The 16,286-nt window shown below is 65.3% G+C and carries 17 protein-coding genes and 2 pseudogenes; 12 read left to right on the forward strand and 7 right to left on the reverse strand.

The genetic code is table 11. The annotated features are described in order from the left end of the window. Window positions 1-183: 183 nt before the first annotated feature. The 3 genes from OKW29_RS11915 to OKW29_RS11925 form a co-directional block, all read right to left on the reverse strand. Complete coding sequence (locus OKW29_RS11915) at window positions 184-870, reverse strand: HAD family hydrolase (protein ID WP_429291178.1); 687 nt, start codon at window positions 868-870, stop codon at window positions 184-186. Window positions 871-968: 98 nt separating this feature from the next. Continuing rightward, window positions 969-2,414: a cytochrome-c peroxidase gene (locus tag OKW29_RS11920; protein ID WP_429291179.1), complete on the reverse strand. Its 1,446-nt coding sequence runs from the start codon at window positions 2,412-2,414 to the stop codon at window positions 969-971. Between the two features lie 162 nt (window positions 2,415-2,576). Then, window positions 2,577-4,301 carry a phospholipase C gene (locus OKW29_RS11925; RefSeq protein WP_429291180.1) on the reverse strand — a complete coding sequence of 575 codons (1,725 nt, stop codon included), beginning with the start codon at window positions 4,299-4,301 and terminating at the stop codon, window positions 2,577-2,579. 292 nt (window positions 4,302-4,593) lie between these two features. On the opposite strand from OKW29_RS11925, the gene OKW29_RS11930 reads away from it, so the two are divergent. The 6 genes and pseudogenes from OKW29_RS11930 (at window position 4,594) to OKW29_RS11955 (ending at window position 9,437) form a co-directional block, all read left to right on the forward strand. After that, window positions 4,594-4,911 carry a YXWGXW repeat-containing protein gene (locus OKW29_RS11930; protein WP_429291181.1) on the forward strand — a complete coding sequence of 106 codons (318 nt, stop codon included), beginning with the start codon at window positions 4,594-4,596 and terminating at the stop codon, window positions 4,909-4,911. 244 nt (window positions 4,912-5,155) lie between these two features. Beyond that, window positions 5,156-5,746 (forward strand): annotated as a pseudogene (locus OKW29_RS11935) (RNA polymerase sigma factor); the annotation flags it as partial. Beyond that, window positions 5,743-6,159 (forward strand): hypothetical protein, encoded by a 417-nt coding sequence (locus tag OKW29_RS11940; protein ID WP_429291182.1) that lies wholly within the window; start codon window positions 5,743-5,745, stop codon window positions 6,157-6,159. The pseudogene OKW29_RS11935 and the gene OKW29_RS11940, both read left to right, overlap by 4 nt. Next, complete coding sequence (locus OKW29_RS11945) at window positions 6,156-6,668, forward strand: periplasmic heavy metal sensor (protein ID WP_184072946.1); 513 nt, start codon at window positions 6,156-6,158, stop codon at window positions 6,666-6,668. The genes OKW29_RS11940 and OKW29_RS11945 overlap by 4 nt, the downstream gene beginning before the upstream one ends. Window positions 6,669-6,750: 82 nt before the next feature. Beyond that, on the forward strand, window positions 6,751-8,283 hold the full coding sequence (locus OKW29_RS11950) for a DUF1800 domain-containing protein (RefSeq protein ID WP_429291183.1): 1,533 nt from the start codon (window positions 6,751-6,753) through the stop codon (window positions 8,281-8,283). A gap of 5 nt (window positions 8,284-8,288) precedes the next feature. Beyond that, window positions 8,289-9,437 (forward strand): DUF1501 domain-containing protein, encoded by a 1,149-nt coding sequence (locus OKW29_RS11955; RefSeq protein WP_429291184.1) that lies wholly within the window; start codon window positions 8,289-8,291, stop codon window positions 9,435-9,437. A 222-nt stretch (window positions 9,438-9,659) separates the two neighbouring features. On the opposite strand, the gene OKW29_RS11960 is transcribed toward OKW29_RS11955, so the two are convergent. Both OKW29_RS11960 and OKW29_RS11965 read right to left on the reverse strand, forming a co-directional pair. After that, window positions 9,660-10,223 carry a flavin reductase gene (locus OKW29_RS11960; protein ID WP_429291185.1) on the reverse strand — a complete coding sequence of 188 codons (564 nt, stop codon included), beginning with the start codon at window positions 10,221-10,223 and terminating at the stop codon, window positions 9,660-9,662. A gap of 47 nt (window positions 10,224-10,270) precedes the next feature. Continuing rightward, window positions 10,271-11,665 (reverse strand): LLM class flavin-dependent oxidoreductase, encoded by a 1,395-nt coding sequence (locus tag OKW29_RS11965; RefSeq protein WP_429291186.1) that lies wholly within the window; start codon window positions 11,663-11,665, stop codon window positions 10,271-10,273. A gap of 294 nt (window positions 11,666-11,959) precedes the next feature. On the opposite strand from OKW29_RS11965, the gene OKW29_RS11970 reads away from it, so the two are divergent. From OKW29_RS11970 to OKW29_RS11985, 4 genes and pseudogenes are all read left to right on the forward strand, one after another. Further along, the gene (locus tag OKW29_RS11970; RefSeq protein ID WP_429291187.1) at window positions 11,960-12,250 is read left to right on the forward strand and encodes a nucleotidyltransferase family protein; all 291 of its coding nucleotides are present in this window, start codon (window positions 11,960-11,962) and stop codon (window positions 12,248-12,250) included. Further along, window positions 12,247-12,633, forward strand: a complete 387-nt coding sequence (locus OKW29_RS11975; protein WP_429291188.1) for a HepT-like ribonuclease domain-containing protein — start codon at window positions 12,247-12,249, stop codon at window positions 12,631-12,633. The genes OKW29_RS11970 and OKW29_RS11975 overlap by 4 nt, the downstream gene beginning before the upstream one ends. 86 nt (window positions 12,634-12,719) lie before the next feature. Next, window positions 12,720-12,836, forward strand: a pseudogene (locus tag OKW29_RS11980) (recombinase family protein); the annotation flags it as partial. 14 nt (window positions 12,837-12,850) lie between these two features. After that, entirely contained in the window at window positions 12,851-13,420 is a 570-nt protein-coding gene (locus OKW29_RS11985; RefSeq protein WP_184046833.1) for a helix-turn-helix domain-containing protein, read from the forward strand. Window positions 13,421-13,438: 18 nt separating this feature from the next. Here the strand turns inward: OKW29_RS11985 and OKW29_RS11990 are convergent, their stop codons facing one another. Together OKW29_RS11990 and OKW29_RS11995 are read right to left on the reverse strand one after the other, a co-directional pair. Further along, on the reverse strand, window positions 13,439-13,816 hold the full coding sequence (locus OKW29_RS11990) for a BON domain-containing protein (RefSeq protein ID WP_184038300.1): 378 nt from the start codon (window positions 13,814-13,816) through the stop codon (window positions 13,439-13,441). A 245-nt stretch (window positions 13,817-14,061) separates the two neighbouring features. Beyond that, the gene (locus tag OKW29_RS11995) at window positions 14,062-14,568 is read right to left on the reverse strand and encodes a hypothetical protein (protein WP_429291189.1); all 507 of its coding nucleotides are present in this window, start codon (window positions 14,566-14,568) and stop codon (window positions 14,062-14,064) included. Window positions 14,569-14,765: 197 nt separating this feature from the next. Between OKW29_RS11995 and OKW29_RS12000 the strand changes: the two genes are divergently transcribed. Both OKW29_RS12000 and OKW29_RS12005 read left to right on the forward strand, forming a co-directional pair. Beyond that, window positions 14,766-15,077 carry a hypothetical protein gene (locus tag OKW29_RS12000; RefSeq protein ID WP_176078901.1) on the forward strand — a complete coding sequence of 104 codons (312 nt, stop codon included), beginning with the start codon at window positions 14,766-14,768 and terminating at the stop codon, window positions 15,075-15,077. A gap of 66 nt (window positions 15,078-15,143) precedes the next feature. Beyond that, a complete protein-coding gene (locus OKW29_RS12005) occupies window positions 15,144-16,271 on the forward strand; it encodes a VIT1/CCC1 transporter family protein (protein WP_184060241.1) in 1,128 nt (375 codons plus the stop codon). Window positions 16,272-16,286 lie beyond the last annotated feature (15 nt).

The following is a 16,286-nucleotide window of genomic DNA, read 5'->3' on the forward strand; positions in this document are numbered from 1 at the left end:
GGTAGCGAGCGCGCAAATGCTTTGCGCTCGGGCGTTCCAGTTGCACGCACCATGCCATGCGGCGGGATTCAACGTCTGTGCTGGCTCGAGCGCTGATCGACCGTATCTGCGCAGTCGAAAACTGATCGGCGTTGGCCAACTTGCGGCAAGCCGGTGTCGTTCAACCGCCAACACGTCGGTCGATCAGCGCGTGCCCCATCCCGCGAGCAACGCCGGTAGCCCGGCCATCTCCCTGAACACGTGCACCGCGCCCGCGCCATGCAACGCGGTCGCGCTGCTATGGCCGAGGTGCGTCGGGCAATAGCCGAATACCGTCGCGCCGGCCGCGACGCCCGCGGTCGCGCCCGTCACCGTATCCTCGATGACCGCACAGTGTGTCGGCTCGACGCCCAGTGCCGCGGCCGCGGCGAGGTAGACGTCGGGAAACGGCTTGCTGCGCGGCGTTTCGTGGCCGCTGAAGATGCGTCCGTCGAAGCAGTCGAGGATGCCGGCCTTCACGAGCTGCAATTCGATCTTGATGCGATCCGCGCCCGACGCCACAGCGATGCGTCCATTCAACCTCTGCTGCAGCGCGCGGACCGCGAAAGGCGCGCCGTCGATCGCGCGCAACTCATTGTCGAGCGCCACGTTGCGACGCGCGCGGAACTGCGCCAGCCACCCGGCCGTGATCGCGAAGCCGGTGCGCGCCTCGATCAACGCGGCTTCGTCCCTGACCATCTTGCCGACGAAAATGCGCATCGTCTCTTCGACGCTCAAATGCCAGCCGAGCTCGCCGAGCATCTCGGTGAGCACGCGGTTCGTGATGGGTTCGGAATCGACGAGCACGCCGTCGCAGTCGAAGAGCACGGCGTCGAAAGGAAAATCGGCCATCGGGGAGGGTAGGGATGAGGTCGCGGACCGGCAAGGATACCGCGCCGGGCCGCGTGCCGCAGCCTGGAAGCTGCAGCGGCGGCGTCCAGCGCGGCTGCTCAGTCCTTGTACCCGTCGCTCAGCGTCTTCATGAACGCGATGATGTCCTGGATGTCTTGATCGGTCATCGCGGGCTGGTCGCCGAACTTGCGGTCGAACGGCGCATCGGCCACATCCACGTTCGCATGGTATTGCGGCGGCAGATCGTCGTACTTCTGCACCTTGCCCGACGCATCGCGCGGATAGATTCTGTCCGGCGACGTATTGCGCAGGTTGTAGAAGTCCAGCACCTGCTTGAGGTCGTGATACACGCCATTGTGGAAGAACGTCTTGCGTTCGGCGGCATTGCGCAGTGTCGGCGTCAGGAACATGCCGCAATACTGCGTCTCGCTGGCCATGTCGGTCCGGAATGGCCCACAAATGCCCATGTCGTAGAACTTCGGATTCCTGTTCTGCGCAAGTTCGCGATTGCGCGGCACGCCGAGCGCTTCATACTGCGTGTCGGTAAAAAGAGGTGGAAGGCCGTCCGACGTCGGCTGGCTCAGGTGGCAACCCGCGCAATTGGCCTTGTCCTTGTCGTTGAACAGACGCAAGCCACGTAGTTCGGCTTGCGTGAGGCGTGCACGTCCTTCGAGCCAGGCGTCGTATTTGCTCGAGAATGGATGGAACGCCGGGTCTTCGAATTCATACCGACTGATCGCGAACATGGCTTCCGACACGAGCAGATTGGGATCGTTGACGACGTGCGGACCGAAAAGTTGTCTGAGCGTATCGATGTGCTTCGAGTGCCTTAGCTTGTCGGCAACCGAAGCCAGATCGGGGTTCGCCATCTCGACCGGGTTGGTCAGCGGCCCAAGCGCCTGGTCCTGCAGCGTGCTTGCCCGGCCGTCCCAGAAGAGTCCCCCTTGCGGCACCATCGCCGGCGCGGCAGGCGCCGCGCCCGCGGTTTTCTGGGCGCGCTGCACGCCTAGCGCGGCCGATGCCTGCGTATCGAGGCTGACCGGTGCGGCGTCGGTATCGCCCTGATCGGGACCGATGCTGAACGGCGCCTGGCGATACAGGTACGCGAGCGATGGCACCGGCCGATAGCCCGCTTCCGTCATGTGAAGGCCGCCTGGTTGTACCGTCAGGTCGTTGGGCGGCGAGAAAGCGTGCGCGGCGCTGTGGCACGACGCGCACGACTGTTTGCCCGACGCCGAAAGCGACGGATCATTGAACAGGTCCCTGCCGAGTACCGCGACCGCGCTAAGGGGCGCGACGGGGGGACCCTGGAGCTTGACCGGATGGGCGTTGAGGCCCGTCAGATTCTCGACCGTATCGCCGATCGGCGCGGGCATACGCTCGGGATAGATCAGCGCGTAGCCGACCAGAGCGGCGCCCAGCAGCACGATGCCCAGCACTATCCGGAGGATCAGGCGACGCCACGCGCTGCTCGCAGCGCGAGGGGACGGGCCGCTTCCGGTGGGTAGTTGCGAAGACAAGATGGCGTTCGAACGACGATTCATGGCGATAGCGGTAGTCAAGCTGAACTGCAAACAAGCACGTCGAGCCACCGTACCGGCTGGCTCGACGTCATCACTGATTGACAGGCATCAACAGCTCCGTTCCCTGAACGTCACACCGCGTACTTCTCCGTGCGGCAGAACGGACGGATAAACGGTGGCTCCTTAGTTCGTTGCAGGAGGAGCCGACAGCTTGGTGCCAAGGTTCGCGTCGAGGTACAACGCCGGCGTTTTGCCACCGTTGGTGAAGTCGAACAGCGACGCGATGCTCCCCGTCGTCGCATCGTGCGATCCGTTGCCGATGCGGGTGCCGCCGAGCCAGTTGTCTTCGATGAACCTGACAACCGAAGCCTGAGTGACCGCCGTGTGGTCAACGTAGTTGCTACGTGCGTACGGCGAGATCACCAGAAGCGGAACACGCGTTCCCGGGCCGCAACGGCCGTTGACAGCCGCACCTGTCACGCCGACGCCTTGCTTAGCGCCCGTCGCGTTGCAGGTGCCCGCGCCGTTCAACTGGTCGGCGGTGGCGTCAAACGACGAAGTCGTCGGCGTCGCATAAGCGTGGTCGTACCAGCCATCCGAATCGTCGTACGTGATGATGACGGCGGTGTTCTTCCAGTCCGGCTGTTGTTGCAGGAAGTTGACGACCTTCGTGATGAACGCCTGCTCGTCGATCGGATCCGAGTTGCCCGGGTGCGCGTCGCCGACGGCCGGTGCCTTCAGGTAGCTGACCGACGGGAAGTTGCCCGCCGAGACGGCCGTGAAGAAGTCGTTGACGTCGTATTGATGATGCACCGGCGTAGCCGTCGAATCGAGCGGGTCGGTCTGTCCAATCAGCGCGGTCGACGTCGGGCGCGTGTGCGCCAGGTTGGCCGTCGTAGCGTAGTACTGGAACCAGTTGTGGTGAGGTATGTAGTCCGTCTTCGTTGCGCCGAGGACCGACGAGTAGGTACTGCGCTTGCACGCCGTGGTGCCGTTCGAGTTGGTGGCGCTCAGGTCGAAGCCGCCCATGAAGCCGCCCCACGTAATGCCTTTCGCGTTGAGGAGGTCACCGATGTTTTTGTTATTCGAGCTCAGCGTGGCCTGGCCGCTCGACGTCGAGGTGTTGCACACGTCCCCGGTCGGGTCGGAATCGCCGTTCATCGTGAAGCTGCCCGCGCCGTCGGCAATCACGTTGTCGCCTTGAGCGGCACCGTTCGCAGGAATAGCGCCGTTGGTCTGGCCGGAAACCACCTCGAGCGCGCCCGGTGTCGACGGACCGTACGTGTCGGTGTACATGTTGTCGCTCATCGCGAAGTTCTGCGCGTAATTCCACAGCGCGGTGACCGTGTTGCCGTCGAAATAGCCCATCACGAGACCCGGCGTGCCGAACGTCGAACCGCTGCCGGCGCTGTTGTTACCCGTGTACTTGGGGAACAGGTCCGCCGCGCCATTGTTGTAGGCGAGCTGTTCCTTCATGTAGTCGTGCGACTGGCCGTTGGTGTTGGCCTGGCTGCGGTCGAGGCGGAACGGATTGATACCGCTGCCTGCGGAGGCCGCGTTGTTCGCCGTGTTCAGGAAGTTCGGGTTGCTCGTCAGAAGCGAATTCTGATTCAGATTGTTGATCTGGGCCGGCGTGTTCGCCGCCGTGAACGCCGGTTCACCGGCCGGGTTCTGCGCGTTCGGATAGGTGCCGAAGTAGTGATCGAAAGAACGATTCTCACCGAAGATCACGACGAGGTGCTTGATCGGCGTTGCCGTGGCCAACGCGTCCTGGGCGGATACGGTAGCAGCCGGTGTGGAGGCCGGCGCGGATGCAGTCGAAGGAGAGCTGACGCTGCTGTTGCCGCATGCGCTCAGCACGAACAGTGCGGCGGCAAACGGAATGGGCAAAAGGGCTTTGCGAAACATTCTTTGGTATCTCCACATTCGCGGTCCAGCCCTTCCATCGATAGGTATGAACGGTGCTGGAAATTGTTGTTAGAAGCGTAACGGCCGACGCCAGTGATTGCAGCCCGGGCATTGGACCATCAAAAAGTGAAAATTTTCGGGCGAAACGCCGACTATTGCCTTACGTGAACCCGACTGTATTCGTGCATTTTTTTCGCAAATAGCGCGACGGATTTCTCCCGCTGCCGCGTTCAAGTAGAAACGGGGCCGTCCTGGGCACCGACTTGTCCCAGCCTTGAAGGGAGAAATCGACATGAACACCAACCGCATCACTCGTCTGCTCGGTTCCACGCTGAGCGCCGCGCTGTGCTGCGCGGCCACGCTGACGGCCGCGCCCGCCTCCGCACAAGTGATGATCGCGCCGATGGCACCGCCGCCGCCGCGCGTCGAAGTCGTGCCCGCGCCACGGGACGGCTATGTGTGGGATCAGGGCCGCTGGCGCTGGGAGCACGGCCGCTATGTGTGGGTGCCGGGCCACTGGCAGCCGGTGCGCGTCGGCTATCACTGGGTGCCCGGGCATTGGGCGCAACGTGGGCCGCACTGGCGCTGGATCGAAGGACATTGGGCTTGAACGAGGCTTGCGATGAAAACACTCGTGATGATTCTGCTGGCGGCCTCGCTCGCCGGCTGTGTGGTCTATCCGGCACGCCCGGCCTATTACCGGCCGGCGGTCGTCGTATATTGACCGCGTACGTGATACCTGGCCGGATAGTGGCGTAGCGGCACGACAACATAACGACACGACAGCTGAAGGAGCGGCGGCAAGTGAACGACGTTGATCCCGTGATGCGGTCCTCACGCGAAAGCGCGCGCGTGATGTCGCGACCGAGCCGCACGCCTTGAGCGACGCACCACCCGATCCGGACGCCGAGCTGATCGCGCGGGTGGGCCGCGCGGAGCCCGGCGCGGTCCGCTCGCTGGTCGCGCGCAAGCTGCCGCGGCTACTTGCGCTCGCCACGCGCATGCTCGGCGATCGCATGGAAGCGGAGGACGTCGCGCAGGAGGTCTTCGTGCGAATCTGGAAACAGGCGGCCCGCTGGCGTGAAGGCGAAGCGAAGTTCGACACGTGGATGCATCGGGTCGCGCTCAATCTTTGCTATGACCGTCTGCGCGGCCAGCGCGAAGACCCGAGCGACGAACTGCCCGATTCGGCCGATCCCGCCGCGCCGCCCGACGCGCGGCTCGAAGCACGTGCCGACCACGCGCGCGTGCGCGCGGCGCTCGCCGCGCTGCCGGCGCGACAGCGCGAGGCACTCGTGCTGACCTACTACCAGGAGATGTCGAACGTCGACGCTGCGGCCTTGATGGGCGTCAGCGTCGATGCGCTGGAGAGTCTGCTGGGCCGCGCGCGCCGCGGTTTGCGCGCTCAACTGGCCGGCAGCGGCCTTAGCAAGGACAAGTCATGACGCCCGAAAGATTCCATCAGATCGTTGCAGCTTACGGTGCCGACGCGCGCCGCTGGCCGGAGCGCGAACGCGAAGCCGCGCAGGCGTGGGCGCGCGCGCATCGCGACGAAGCCGATGCGGCGTTGAGCGACGCGGCCAGCCTCGACGCGTGGCTCGCCGCCGATGAGCTCGAGCCGCCGAGCCTCGAACTGCAGCGTGGCATCATCGACCGCGCGCCGTCGCGACGCCCAGCCGCGCGCTGGCGTTTGTGGTGGTCGGGCGCGGCGGTGGCAGGTGTCGGGCTGCTCGGCGGCGTGGCGGGGGCGTTCGCGGTGTCGTTCTTCGTGCTGACCGAGAACGCGCCGGTCGTGCATGAATCCTCGTATCTGACTTCGAGCTTCGGCGGCAGCTCCGCCGATTGGAGCGGCGAATGAACGGGCGCTCGTGGAAATTTGCGCTGCTGGGCTCGGTGGTGCTCAACGTGTTTCTGCTCGGCGCGATCGCCGGCGGCGCGTATCAATGGTTCGCCGCGCACGGTGCGAATCCGCCGGCGGCGGCGCAGGACCGGCGCGCGCTGCGGTTTGCCGCCGAGCCGCTGTCGGCGCAGCAGCGGCAGGCGTTTATCGACGGCCTGAAGAGCGCGCGGCGCGACGGCCGCCAGTATGCGCGCGAGGCTCGCGAAGGGCGTCGTGAGGTGCTGCGTCTGCTGGCCGCGCCGCAGTTCGATCGCGCCGCACTCGATGCCGCGCTCGCGCGCACGCGCGCGGCCGACGTCAGCCTGCGCGCGATGGTCGAAGCGAGCGTCGCCGATTTCGCGGCGACGCTGACGCCCGAGGAGCGCGTCGAATTCGCCGAGAGTTTGAAGTTGCGCGGGCAATGGCGCGAAGCGCAGCCGGCGCCGAACGCGAAAAAACCGGCGGCGAATGCCGCATCGAGCGAATAAAAAATGCGCGCGATGGCGACGGATTTCAGCGTGTCGGCCGTTTAACGGACATGCAGGTGTTCTACCTGCCGACGAGGATCGTATGGCCAACTCACCGAACCTGAATGCCGCGGCGATCGCACTGAACCGCTTCGGCCTCGGCGCGCGCGCCGACGACACGCCGCCCGCCGATCCGAAGGGCTGGCTGCTCGCGCAGTTCGAGCAATATCAGCCGCGGCCCGACGCGTGGGCGAACCAACCCGATTCGATCGCATTGTCGACGCAGCTCGTGCAGCAGCGCATGCAGATGGAACAGCAGTCGAAACAGAAGGCGGCTGAGGAGACCAACCCGAGCCAGAATGCGAACCACGGCGCAAACAACAGCGCAAACAACAGCGCCAGCAACACCGCAGCACCCAGCCAGACCGACGCGCAAGCCGCCAGGCAAGCCGAAAGAAAAGCACTGCGCGTCGAAATCCTCGACATGTACCGCTCGTCGGTCAATGCGCGCGTCGCAAGCGCGCTGACCACGCAGACGCCGTTCATCGAACGCCTCGTGCATTTCTGGGCGAATCACTTCGCGGTGTCGACCGAAAAGCCCGGCGTCGCGGCGCTCGCCGGGTCGTTCGAAGCGGAGGCGATTCGCCCGCACGTGCTCGGCCGTTTCGAGGACATGCTGGTGGCCGTCGAGCGTCATCCGGCCATGCAGCTGTTCCTCGACCAGACCCGCTCGGTCGGTCCCGACAGCATGGCCGCGCTGCGCGCCGCGCAGCGCAATCCGGACAACAAACGCGGACTCAACGAGAACCTTGCGCGCGAGATCATGGAGCTGCATACGCTCGGCGTGCGCAGCGGCTATAGCCAGGACGACGTGACCGAGTTCGCGCGTGCGCTGACCGGCTGGAGTCTCGTCGGCAATCCGGGGAGCGGCGGCGCCAATGCAAACCGGCGCGCGCTGGAACAGAACGGCGAACCCGGCAGCTTCGTGTTTCGTCCCGCGCTGCACGAGCCCGGCTCGCGCACGATCATGGGACGCCGCTACGACGAAGCCGGCGAACAGCAGGCGCTCGCGATCCTGCACGACCTCGCGCACGCACCGGCCACCGCGCAGCATATCGGCACGAAGCTCGCGCGCCATTTCGTCGCCGACAATCCGCCACCTGGCGTCAGCGAACGTCTGGCCGATGCGTTCACGCGCAGCGACGGCGATCTGCCGACCGTCTATCGCGCGTTGATTGATACGCCGCAAGCGTGGTCGCCGGCCGCGGCGAAGTTCAAGACGCCGTGGGAGTGGACCATCTCGTCGATGCGCGGACTCGGCTGGCACGAGCCCGGCAATCTGCAGAGCGCGCCGATCCTCACGCAGCTTGGCCAGCCGGTGTGGCGGCCCGGCTCACCCGCCGGCTACGACGATATCGCCGCGAGCTGGGCCGCGCCCGATGCGCTCGTGCGCCGCGTCGAAGTCGCGCAACGTTTCGCCGCGCGCGTGGGTGACCGGCTCGATGCGCGCTCGCTCGGCCAGACCTTGCTGGCTGGCTCGCTCAGCGAGCCGACGGCCACGGCGGTGTCGCGCGCGGAAAGCGCATCGACGGCGATCGCGCTGCTGCTCGTATCGCCCGATTTTCAACGGAGATGAACGCCATGCTGTCACGCCGTCAGTTTCTGAGCGTCGCCGCCGCCGGTGCCGGCGCACTGCTCGTGTCGCCGCGGATTGCGTTCGCGCATGTCGCGACCGACCGCCGCTTCGTGTTCGTGATCCAGCGTGGCGCGGCCGACGGGCTGAACATCGTCGTGCCGTACGCGGACCCCGCGTATGCGACGCTGCGCGGGCCGCTCGCGATCGATGCGTCGAACGCACCGCATCTGGACGGCACGTTCGCGCTGCATCCGGCGCTCGCGCAGATGGCAAAGCTGTACGCGCAGCGCGAGGCGTTGTTCGTGCACGCGGTCGCCTCGCCGTATCGCGACCGCTCGCATTTCGACGGACAGAACGTGCTGGAAACCGGCGGCACGTCGCCGTATCAGACGAAGGACGGCTGGCTCAACCGGCTCGCCGCGCAACTGCCCGCCACCCGCGAAAACGCGATCGCGTTCGCGCCGACCGTGCCGATGGCGCTGCGCGGGCCCGCGGCGGTGACCTCGTATGCACCGTCGGCCTTGCCGCAGGCGCCCGATGATCTGCTCGCGCGCGTGTCGCAACTGTACGAGCACGACGCGCAGCTGCGTGCGCTGTGGGAATCGGCGATGGCGGCGCGCGGCCTTGCGGGCGACGCTGGCGCGCGCCAGGACCCGGCGAGCCTCGGCAAGCTCGCGGCCAGTTTTCTGGCGCGCGACGACGGTCCGCGCATCGCGATGATCGAGACCGGCGGGTGGGACACGCACAGCGCGCAGAACGCGCGGCTCGCGAATCAACTGAAGGCACTCGACACGATGCTCGCGGCGTTGCGCGACGGCATGGGTTCATCGTGGAGCAAGACCACGGTGCTGGTCGCGACGGAGTTCGGCAGGACCGCCGCCGCGAACGGCACGGGCGGCACCGATCACGGCACCGGCTCGGTCGCGATGGTGCTCGGCGGGTCGGTGCAGGGCGGACGCGTGATTGCGGATTGGCCGGGCCTCGCGCCGCATCAGCTGTATCAGTCGCGCGACCTGAAGCCGACCGCCTCGCTCGATGCGTTGATCGCCGGCACCGCGAGTGAAAGTCTCGGGCTGGATCCAGAACGGACGGCGGCAGCGCTGTTTGGCCGGACCATGGCGGGCAGACCGATGACGGGCGTCGTGCGGGCGTGACGCGTTGATCGAACGACGGCGTGCAATGACGCATGGCACGGAGGCGTGATGGGCGATCGAGGATTCCGTGGGCGAGCGACGTGCGATCGCGGCGGACGGGGGTTCGCGTCGCATCGGCATGGCGAGTCGCGTGAGCCGACGCTGACTGCTTTGCTCGACGCGTTGATCGTCGGTGCAGCGAGCGAAAGTATTGCGCTCGATCCGGAGCGCACCGCGGCAGCGCTATTCGGCCGGACGATCGCGGCCGGGCCGTTGGCGAGGCTGGGGCGGCGCAGGTGAAGCGGCGGGCGTCGCGTGAACCGAGCGCTCGCCGACGCGATGATAGCGGCGGCCGTAGTAGATCAGCGCATCGCCCGCGCCCTGCATGCGCGCGGCTTTCACCGCGCAGAAGAACACCGTGTGCGTGCCGACTTCGGTCACCGACTCGATCTCGCAGTCGAGCGACGCGAGCGCGTCCTGCAACACCGGTGCGCCGGTTGCGAGGTCGTCCCATTGCGCGGCGGCGAAGCGCTCTTCGATCGCGAGCGCGCTCGTGGCGAAGTGCGCGGCAAGCGCCTGCTGCTCGGCGCTCAGCACGTTCACGCAGAGCTTGCCGTTGCTGCGAAACGCCGCGTTGTTGCGGCTGCTGCGGTTGATGCAAACGAGCAGGGTGGGCGGCTCGTCGGTGACGCCGCAGACCGCCGACGCGGTGCAGCCCGCAAGGCCGGCTTCGCCGTCGCTGCTGATGATGTTGACGGCCGCGCCAAGCCCGGCCATCGCGTCGCGGAACGTGCTCTTGTCAAGCATGGGGGCCTCTGCTGGAAGTCGGGTTCGCCAAAGCAACGGTGGTCGAGTTAGCCGCGAGCCTCGTCGTCCGGCGCCGCCGCGCAAGCCGGCGAACGGAAGCGCGCCGCTGTGTGGCTCTCAGGCAGCCGCGCGTGGCCGAACAGCTTTTCGCGCAGCGTGCCGTCACGATACGCGCGCTTGTACGCGCCACGTTCCTGCAGTAGCGGCACGACCAGTTCGATGAAATCGTCGAAGCACTCGGGCACGACGGTGCGCGACAGATTGAAGCCATCGACGCCGGTTTCCTCGGTCCACGCGATCAGATCGTCGGCGATCTTGTCGGCCGAACCGACGAGCGGCTGCTGGCGGCTGCCGAGCACCATCTGTTCGAGCAGCTTGCGCTTCGTCCATTGCGGACCGGCCGCGCGCGACATCGCTTCGACGTTCGACACGATCGCCTGGCTCTTGCCCGTTTCGATCGGCTCGTCGAGGTCGTAGCGCGCGAAGTCGATGCCAAGCGATGCGGCCGCGTGCACCAGCGCCGCCTCCGAGCTCACATAGCGGCGGTACTCCTCGAATTTCTCCCGCGCTTCCTGATCGGTGCGGCCCGTGATCACGGTCTGGCCGAGCAGTACCTTGATGCCGTCGGCGCGGCGGCCGCCGGCGACCGCGTGCGCGCGGATGTCGTCGACGATCGTCTTGACCGCCGGCTTCGCCTGGCCGTTGACGAACACGCACTCCGCGTGTGCCGCCGCGAACTGTTTGCCGCGCGCGGACGAACCGGCCTGATACAGCACCGGCGTGCGCTGCGGCGACGGCTCCGCGAGATGCATCGCATCGACGCGGTACTGCTTGCCGCGGTGATGGATCACGTGGACTTTCGACGCGTCCGCATAGACGCCGCGCGCCTTGTCGCGCAGCACCGCGCCGTCTTCCCAGCTGCATTCCCACAGCTTGTACACGAGCTCCATGTACTCGTCGGCAAGATCGTAGCGGTCGTCGTGCGCCATCTGTCCGCTCAGGCCGATCGCGCGCGATGCGCTGTCCAGATAGCCGGTCACGATGTTCCAGCCGACCCGGCCGCGCGTCAGATGATCGAGCGTCGACATGCGGCGCGCGAACAGAAACGGCTGCTCGACCGACAGATTCGACGTGACGCCGAACGACAGATGCCGCGTGAGCGCGGCCATCGCCGGAATCAGCAGCGTCGGATCGTTGACCGGCACCTGCACGGCGCCGCCGATTGCCGCGTCCGGGCTGCCGCCGTAGACGTCGTACACGCCGACCACGTCCGCGAAAAAGATGCCGTCGAACAGGCCCGCTTCGAGCTTGCGCGCGTAGTCGGTCCAGTACTGCAGATCCATGTAGCGCGTGGACTGATCGCGCGGATGGGTCCACAGCCCTTGCTGGATGTGGCCTACGCAGTTCATGTCGAACGCGTTGAGAACGATTTCCTTCGGCATGGTGTGTTCCTGCTGACGAGCGGGTTCGGGCGATGGCGTTGCGTTTAATATAGTGGACGAAAAATCACTATGCAAGACATTGTTGGCTGGCTGTGCCGGTTGCGGTGGTCGTAGCGGCCTGAACTGGTCTGCGCTGATCCTGGCGCTGCTGCGTCAAAGGTAATCAGCTTGGCGTAGGCCGTGCCGGGGCAGCAAGCCCACCAACGCAACCGGCATGGCACGGGAGGTGAAGGCATTGCGAGTCTCGACTCAATCGCTTATCGTCTCGATGAGTTTCGATAAGAAAGGATGCCCATGCGACCGTCCGTTATTCTCGACATGAAGCGTAGCGTAGTGCGCGAAGCGACGAGTCGCTTCCGCGCAGCGAACCCGCGCGTGTTCGGCTCGGTGCTGCACGGCACCGACCGGGACGGCAGCGACCTCGATCTGCTGGTCGATGCGTTGCCAGGGGCGACGCTGTTCGACCTGGGGGGGTTGCAGGATGAACTGGAAGCGCTACTCGGCGTCCACGTCGATCTGCTGACCCCGGCCGACCTGCCGCAGAAGTTCCGGGCCAAGGTGCTTGCGGAGGCGCAGCCGGTATGAACGAGAACCGCTTGCCGGACTACCTCGACCACATGCAGCAAGCCGCAACCGATGCTTGCAGCTTCGTGAAGGGGCAGGCCAAGGATCACTTCCTTGAGGACAAGCGCACCCAGCGGGCCGTCGTCATGAGCCTCATCATCATTGGCGAGGCCGCCACGAAAGTAATGGACCGCTATGCCGACTTCGCTCAGGCGCACCCTACAGTGCCGTGGCGCAGCATGCGCGGGATGCGCAACCGCATCGCCCACGGCTACTTCGATATCAACCTTGATGTGGTGTGGGACACAGTGCAAACGGCGCTACCAGAGCTACTGAAACAACTGCCTGCCGCGTGCCAGGATGCCGAAGATGAAGACCGCAAGGACGATGGAATAAAGCAATGACCGAGCGGATGGAGTTAACGGAACTGAAGGCAACTATCTCGGCCGCCGGCGGCAACGAACTCGTCAATGGGTACTGTCACGCCACGATGATCGGCTATGCCCGTGTCTCGACGCAGGATCAGAACCTTGAGTTGCAACAAGAGGCCTTGACCAAGGCCGGTTGTCGAAAGGTCTTTGAGGATAAGGTGCCCCCCACTTGCGCAACGACGACCCCGCCATGTCCGAAACTTCCGCCATCGATCTGACCCAGGCGATCTCCGCGCGCGTGAAGACCGAGCGCGAGGCGCGCAACTGGTCGCTCGCCGAGCTGGCCGAGCGCTCGGGTGTATCGAAGGCGATGATCAGCAAGATCGAGCGTGGCGAGGCGAGTCCGACCGCGACGGTGCTCGGGCGGCTGTCGGGCGCGTTCGGGCTGACGCTGTCCACGTTGCTCGCACTCGCCGAGCAGACCGGCGAGCGGCTCGTGCGTCATGCGGACCAGTCGCTGTGGGAGGACCCCGAAACCGGCTATACGCGGCGGCGTATTTCACCGCCGACCGGCGGCGTGCTGGAACTGCTCGAAATCGAATTGCCGACTGGGGTGAGGGTGCCTTATCCGTCGGATGCGTTCGTGTTTCAGCATCAGCAGATCTGGGTCACGCAAGGGGTGCTGACGTTTCGCGAGGGCGCGCTCACGCACCGGCTCGAAGCGGGGGATTGTTTGCAACTCGGTGCGCCGGTCGAATGCGAGTTCTTCAATGCGGGCACCGAGGTGTGCAGATACGTGGTGGGGTTGGTGCGGCGCTGAGTTGCGTCCAGCTTGTGCTCAGCTCCCGCCACTCCCGCGGGATGGCAGGCCCAGGGTGAGTCTGTTGGTCACCGAGGTCACGCCCGGCACGCCTTTCGCAACATCGCCGGCCTGCTGGATCATGTCGCCCTGAGGCACCGAGCCGGTCAACGTCACCGCGCCGCCGCGCGCCCGCACGAACACGTTCGATACATTGAAGCCCGGCGCTTTACCGAGCGCGCGCCGCACGTCGCGGCCGAGCTTGCGATCCGCCGCACGCGTCGACTGGGCGGTCGTGGCCGGCGCGGCTGCCGTGGCGGCGGGCGCTTGCGCGTCGCTTGCCTGGGCATAGGCGCTGGATGCGGTTGCCACGCACAATGCCATACCGAGCGCCTTCAAAAGATTGACTGTTTTCACGGATTCACCATCCTCGATAAGTTGATGTCGCTTCGTTGCATGTTAGAAACTTCGCGCTTTGTCGAGCTGGTCTGGACTCTGGGAAGCGTCTGTCTTGTAGAGGAGTGGTGGTGTTGGCGCTTCCGGCGCGGTTAAAAGATACTCCTGACGGCGCGGACATGCCAAAAAACTGAATCGCGGAAGGAAGTGCGTGCGGCTTGATTCCAGCACGGTGAGACACGGGCACCGGCATACGACGCAGCCGACTATAAGCGCGGGCGCGCGGCGGCCAGTTTGTCCCAGAACGACGGAGGTAACGAAATACTCGAATCTCCTTCACCGCCATCTCCGCGGGAAAATTCGACGGACGGACCGAGATAACGGGGCGGCGAATACGGATTCAGCGAGTATCGCAGACCCGTTGACCAGAAAAGATCGGGGACAGGCGTGCTGAACGTGCGCTGTGCAAGCAGCTTCCCAGTTTTTGCATCGAATAGCCTGCCGACATATTCAGGGCTTCCACTGCGGCCCGGAATCCATCGCAACAGGCAAAGCTCTGCCCTGTACAGGCCGTGGGCAGGTGCCGATTTGCGACACTCGCTTCCTTGCGGAGTATGGTCGAACAGACCGAGATAAAGCACGGCAATGAGACCCGCTAACAATGCGACACGCGTAGAGATGCGTTTCATAGATAGAGCACGATCGGCGGAAAGATGTGAACGAAGCGACGGTCCGAGTAGATGATGAAATCGATCCGCGTCAATATTGTTCATGAGTCAATCTCAACAAAACGCGGAGAATTCTGAAAGCGAGGCCGCAGGGGTCGTCCACGCTCCCGACCCACCTCCCGCTATTTGGCTGTAAGCTCCCGTTGACGGGTTCGTGTGGAGGCTGCGCGACCCGGCGTGTGGTTCACGATTCGCAGACGCAACTCGTACGTTATTGCCAATTTTTTCAGGGGATATCAGTGATGAAGAGCTTCGCCATTAAACGAATCATGCTGGGCGTTTCGGCCGTCGCCCTGATGGCCGGTACGATTCCGCTCGCGCTCGCGCAGGGCTCGACGGATGCCGCAGCCCAGGAAGGCGCGACGACGACCACCCCAAAGCCGACCAAGGCCGAGCGTAAGGCAGAGCGCAAACAGGCCCGCGCGAAAAAGAACGCCGAGTTGAAGAAACTCGAAGACGCGGGCTACCAGCCGGCGCAGAACGATCCGAACTATCCGGACAAGCTGCAGGCAGCCCAGAAGAAGGCCGGCGTTGGTGCGCCTGCCAGCCAGTAACGGACACCGGAAGCCCGGCGTGGCATTCATCGTTGATGAGGCGCCGGGCAGTTGCGAGGCGCGATCATGGCAACGAAACATGAAGTGAAACGCTACAAGGCGAATCTCTCCGACGAACTGCACAGCGCCGCCCTCTATGAGACGCTCGCGCAGGTCGAGAAAGACGAGACCCGCAAGCAGGTCTATCAGGATCTCGCGCAATCCGAACACAGCCACGCGCAAGTGTGGGCCGACAAGCTCAGAGCCAATGGCATCGAACCGAAGGGCCGTGGCCATGCGGTCAAGACGCGTCTGATGAAGGGGCTCGTGCGCGTGTGCGGCGCGGACTTCGTGCTGCCGACGCTCGCCGCAGCCGAATACGCGGACCGCAACAAATATCAAGGCCAACGCGACGCGGGCCACATGTCGGCCGACGAACATCATCACGCGGCCGTCGTGCAGACGCTCGCGAGCACCGGCAATGCCAACCTGTCGTCCGGCGCGCGCATTGCCGCGGCCGAGTCGTGGCACAAGGGCGCCGCGTCGGGCAACGATCTGCGCGCGGCGGTTCTCGGCGCGAACGATGGCCTCGTGTCCAACTTCTGCCTGATCATGGGCGTCGCCGGCGCGGGCACCGGCAACAAGGCGATCCTGTTGACCGGCCTCGCCGGGCTGATCGCCGGTGCCTGTTCGATGGCGCTCGGCGAATGGCTGTCGGTCACCAATGCGCGCGAACTCGCGAGCACGCAGATCGCCAAGGAAGCCGAGGAGATCGAAGAACAGCCCGAAGCGGAGGAGCACGAGCTCGCGCTGATCTACCGCGCGAAAGGGCTCGACGCGAGCGAGGCGAAACGCGTGGCCTCGCAGATGATGCGCGACAAGGACAAGGCGCTCGACACCCTCACGCGCGAGGAGCTCGGTCTCGATCCGGCGGAACTGGGCGGCAATCCGTGGTCGGCGGCGGGTGTGTCGTTCTGCTTGTTCTCGCTCGGCGCGATTTTCCCGGTGATGCCGTTCCTGTGGACACGCGGCGTCAGCGCAATCGTGCAGTGCGTCGTGCTGAGCATGCTGGCGCTCGCGTCGATCGGCGTGTTCACGTCGTTGTTCAACGGCCGCAGCGCGGGGTTTTCGGCGCTGCGCCAGATCGTCATCGGGCTCATCGCGGCAGGGTTCACGTTCGGCGTCGGGCGCTTGCTGGGCGTGTCGATTTCCTGAACCCGGCGCCTCTCA

It is taken from the genome of Paraburkholderia sp. CI3 (assembly GCF_050436505.1).
Lineage (GTDB): Bacteria > Pseudomonadota > Gammaproteobacteria > Burkholderiales > Burkholderiaceae > Paraburkholderia > Paraburkholderia tuberum.

Bases quoted from the DNA above. Each gene is read 5' to 3' on its own strand.
- OKW29_RS11915 (WP_429291178.1), bottom strand. From the start codon at position 870: ATGGCCGATTTTCCTTTCGACGCCGTGCTCTTCGACTGCGACGGCGTG.
- OKW29_RS11920 (WP_429291179.1), bottom strand. From the start codon at position 2,414: ATGAATCGTCGTTCGAACGCCATCTTGTCTTCGCAACTACCCACCGGA.
- OKW29_RS11925 (WP_429291180.1), bottom strand. From the start codon at position 4,301: ATGTTTCGCAAAGCCCTTTTGCCCATTCCGTTTGCCGCCGCACTGTTC.
- OKW29_RS11930 (WP_429291181.1), top strand. From the start codon at position 4,594: ATGAACACCAACCGCATCACTCGTCTGCTCGGTTCCACGCTGAGCGCC.
- OKW29_RS11940 (WP_429291182.1), top strand. From the start codon at position 5,743: ATGACGCCCGAAAGATTCCATCAGATCGTTGCAGCTTACGGTGCCGAC.
- OKW29_RS11945 (WP_184072946.1), top strand. From the start codon at position 6,156: ATGAACGGGCGCTCGTGGAAATTTGCGCTGCTGGGCTCGGTGGTGCTC.
- OKW29_RS11950 (WP_429291183.1), top strand. From the start codon at position 6,751: ATGGCCAACTCACCGAACCTGAATGCCGCGGCGATCGCACTGAACCGC.
- OKW29_RS11955 (WP_429291184.1), top strand. From the start codon at position 8,289: ATGCTGTCACGCCGTCAGTTTCTGAGCGTCGCCGCCGCCGGTGCCGGC.
- OKW29_RS11960 (WP_429291185.1), bottom strand. From the start codon at position 10,223: ATGCTTGACAAGAGCACGTTCCGCGACGCGATGGCCGGGCTTGGCGCG.
- OKW29_RS11965 (WP_429291186.1), bottom strand. From the start codon at position 11,665: ATGCCGAAGGAAATCGTTCTCAACGCGTTCGACATGAACTGCGTAGGC.
- OKW29_RS11970 (WP_429291187.1), top strand. From the start codon at position 11,960: ATGCGACCGTCCGTTATTCTCGACATGAAGCGTAGCGTAGTGCGCGAA.
- OKW29_RS11975 (WP_429291188.1), top strand. From the start codon at position 12,247: ATGAACGAGAACCGCTTGCCGGACTACCTCGACCACATGCAGCAAGCC.
- OKW29_RS11985 (WP_184046833.1), top strand. From the start codon at position 12,851: ATGTCCGAAACTTCCGCCATCGATCTGACCCAGGCGATCTCCGCGCGC.
- OKW29_RS11995 (WP_429291189.1), bottom strand. From the start codon at position 14,568: ATGAACAATATTGACGCGGATCGATTTCATCATCTACTCGGACCGTCG.
- OKW29_RS12000 (WP_176078901.1), top strand. From the start codon at position 14,766: ATGAAGAGCTTCGCCATTAAACGAATCATGCTGGGCGTTTCGGCCGTC.
- OKW29_RS12005 (WP_184060241.1), top strand. From the start codon at position 15,144: ATGGCAACGAAACATGAAGTGAAACGCTACAAGGCGAATCTCTCCGAC.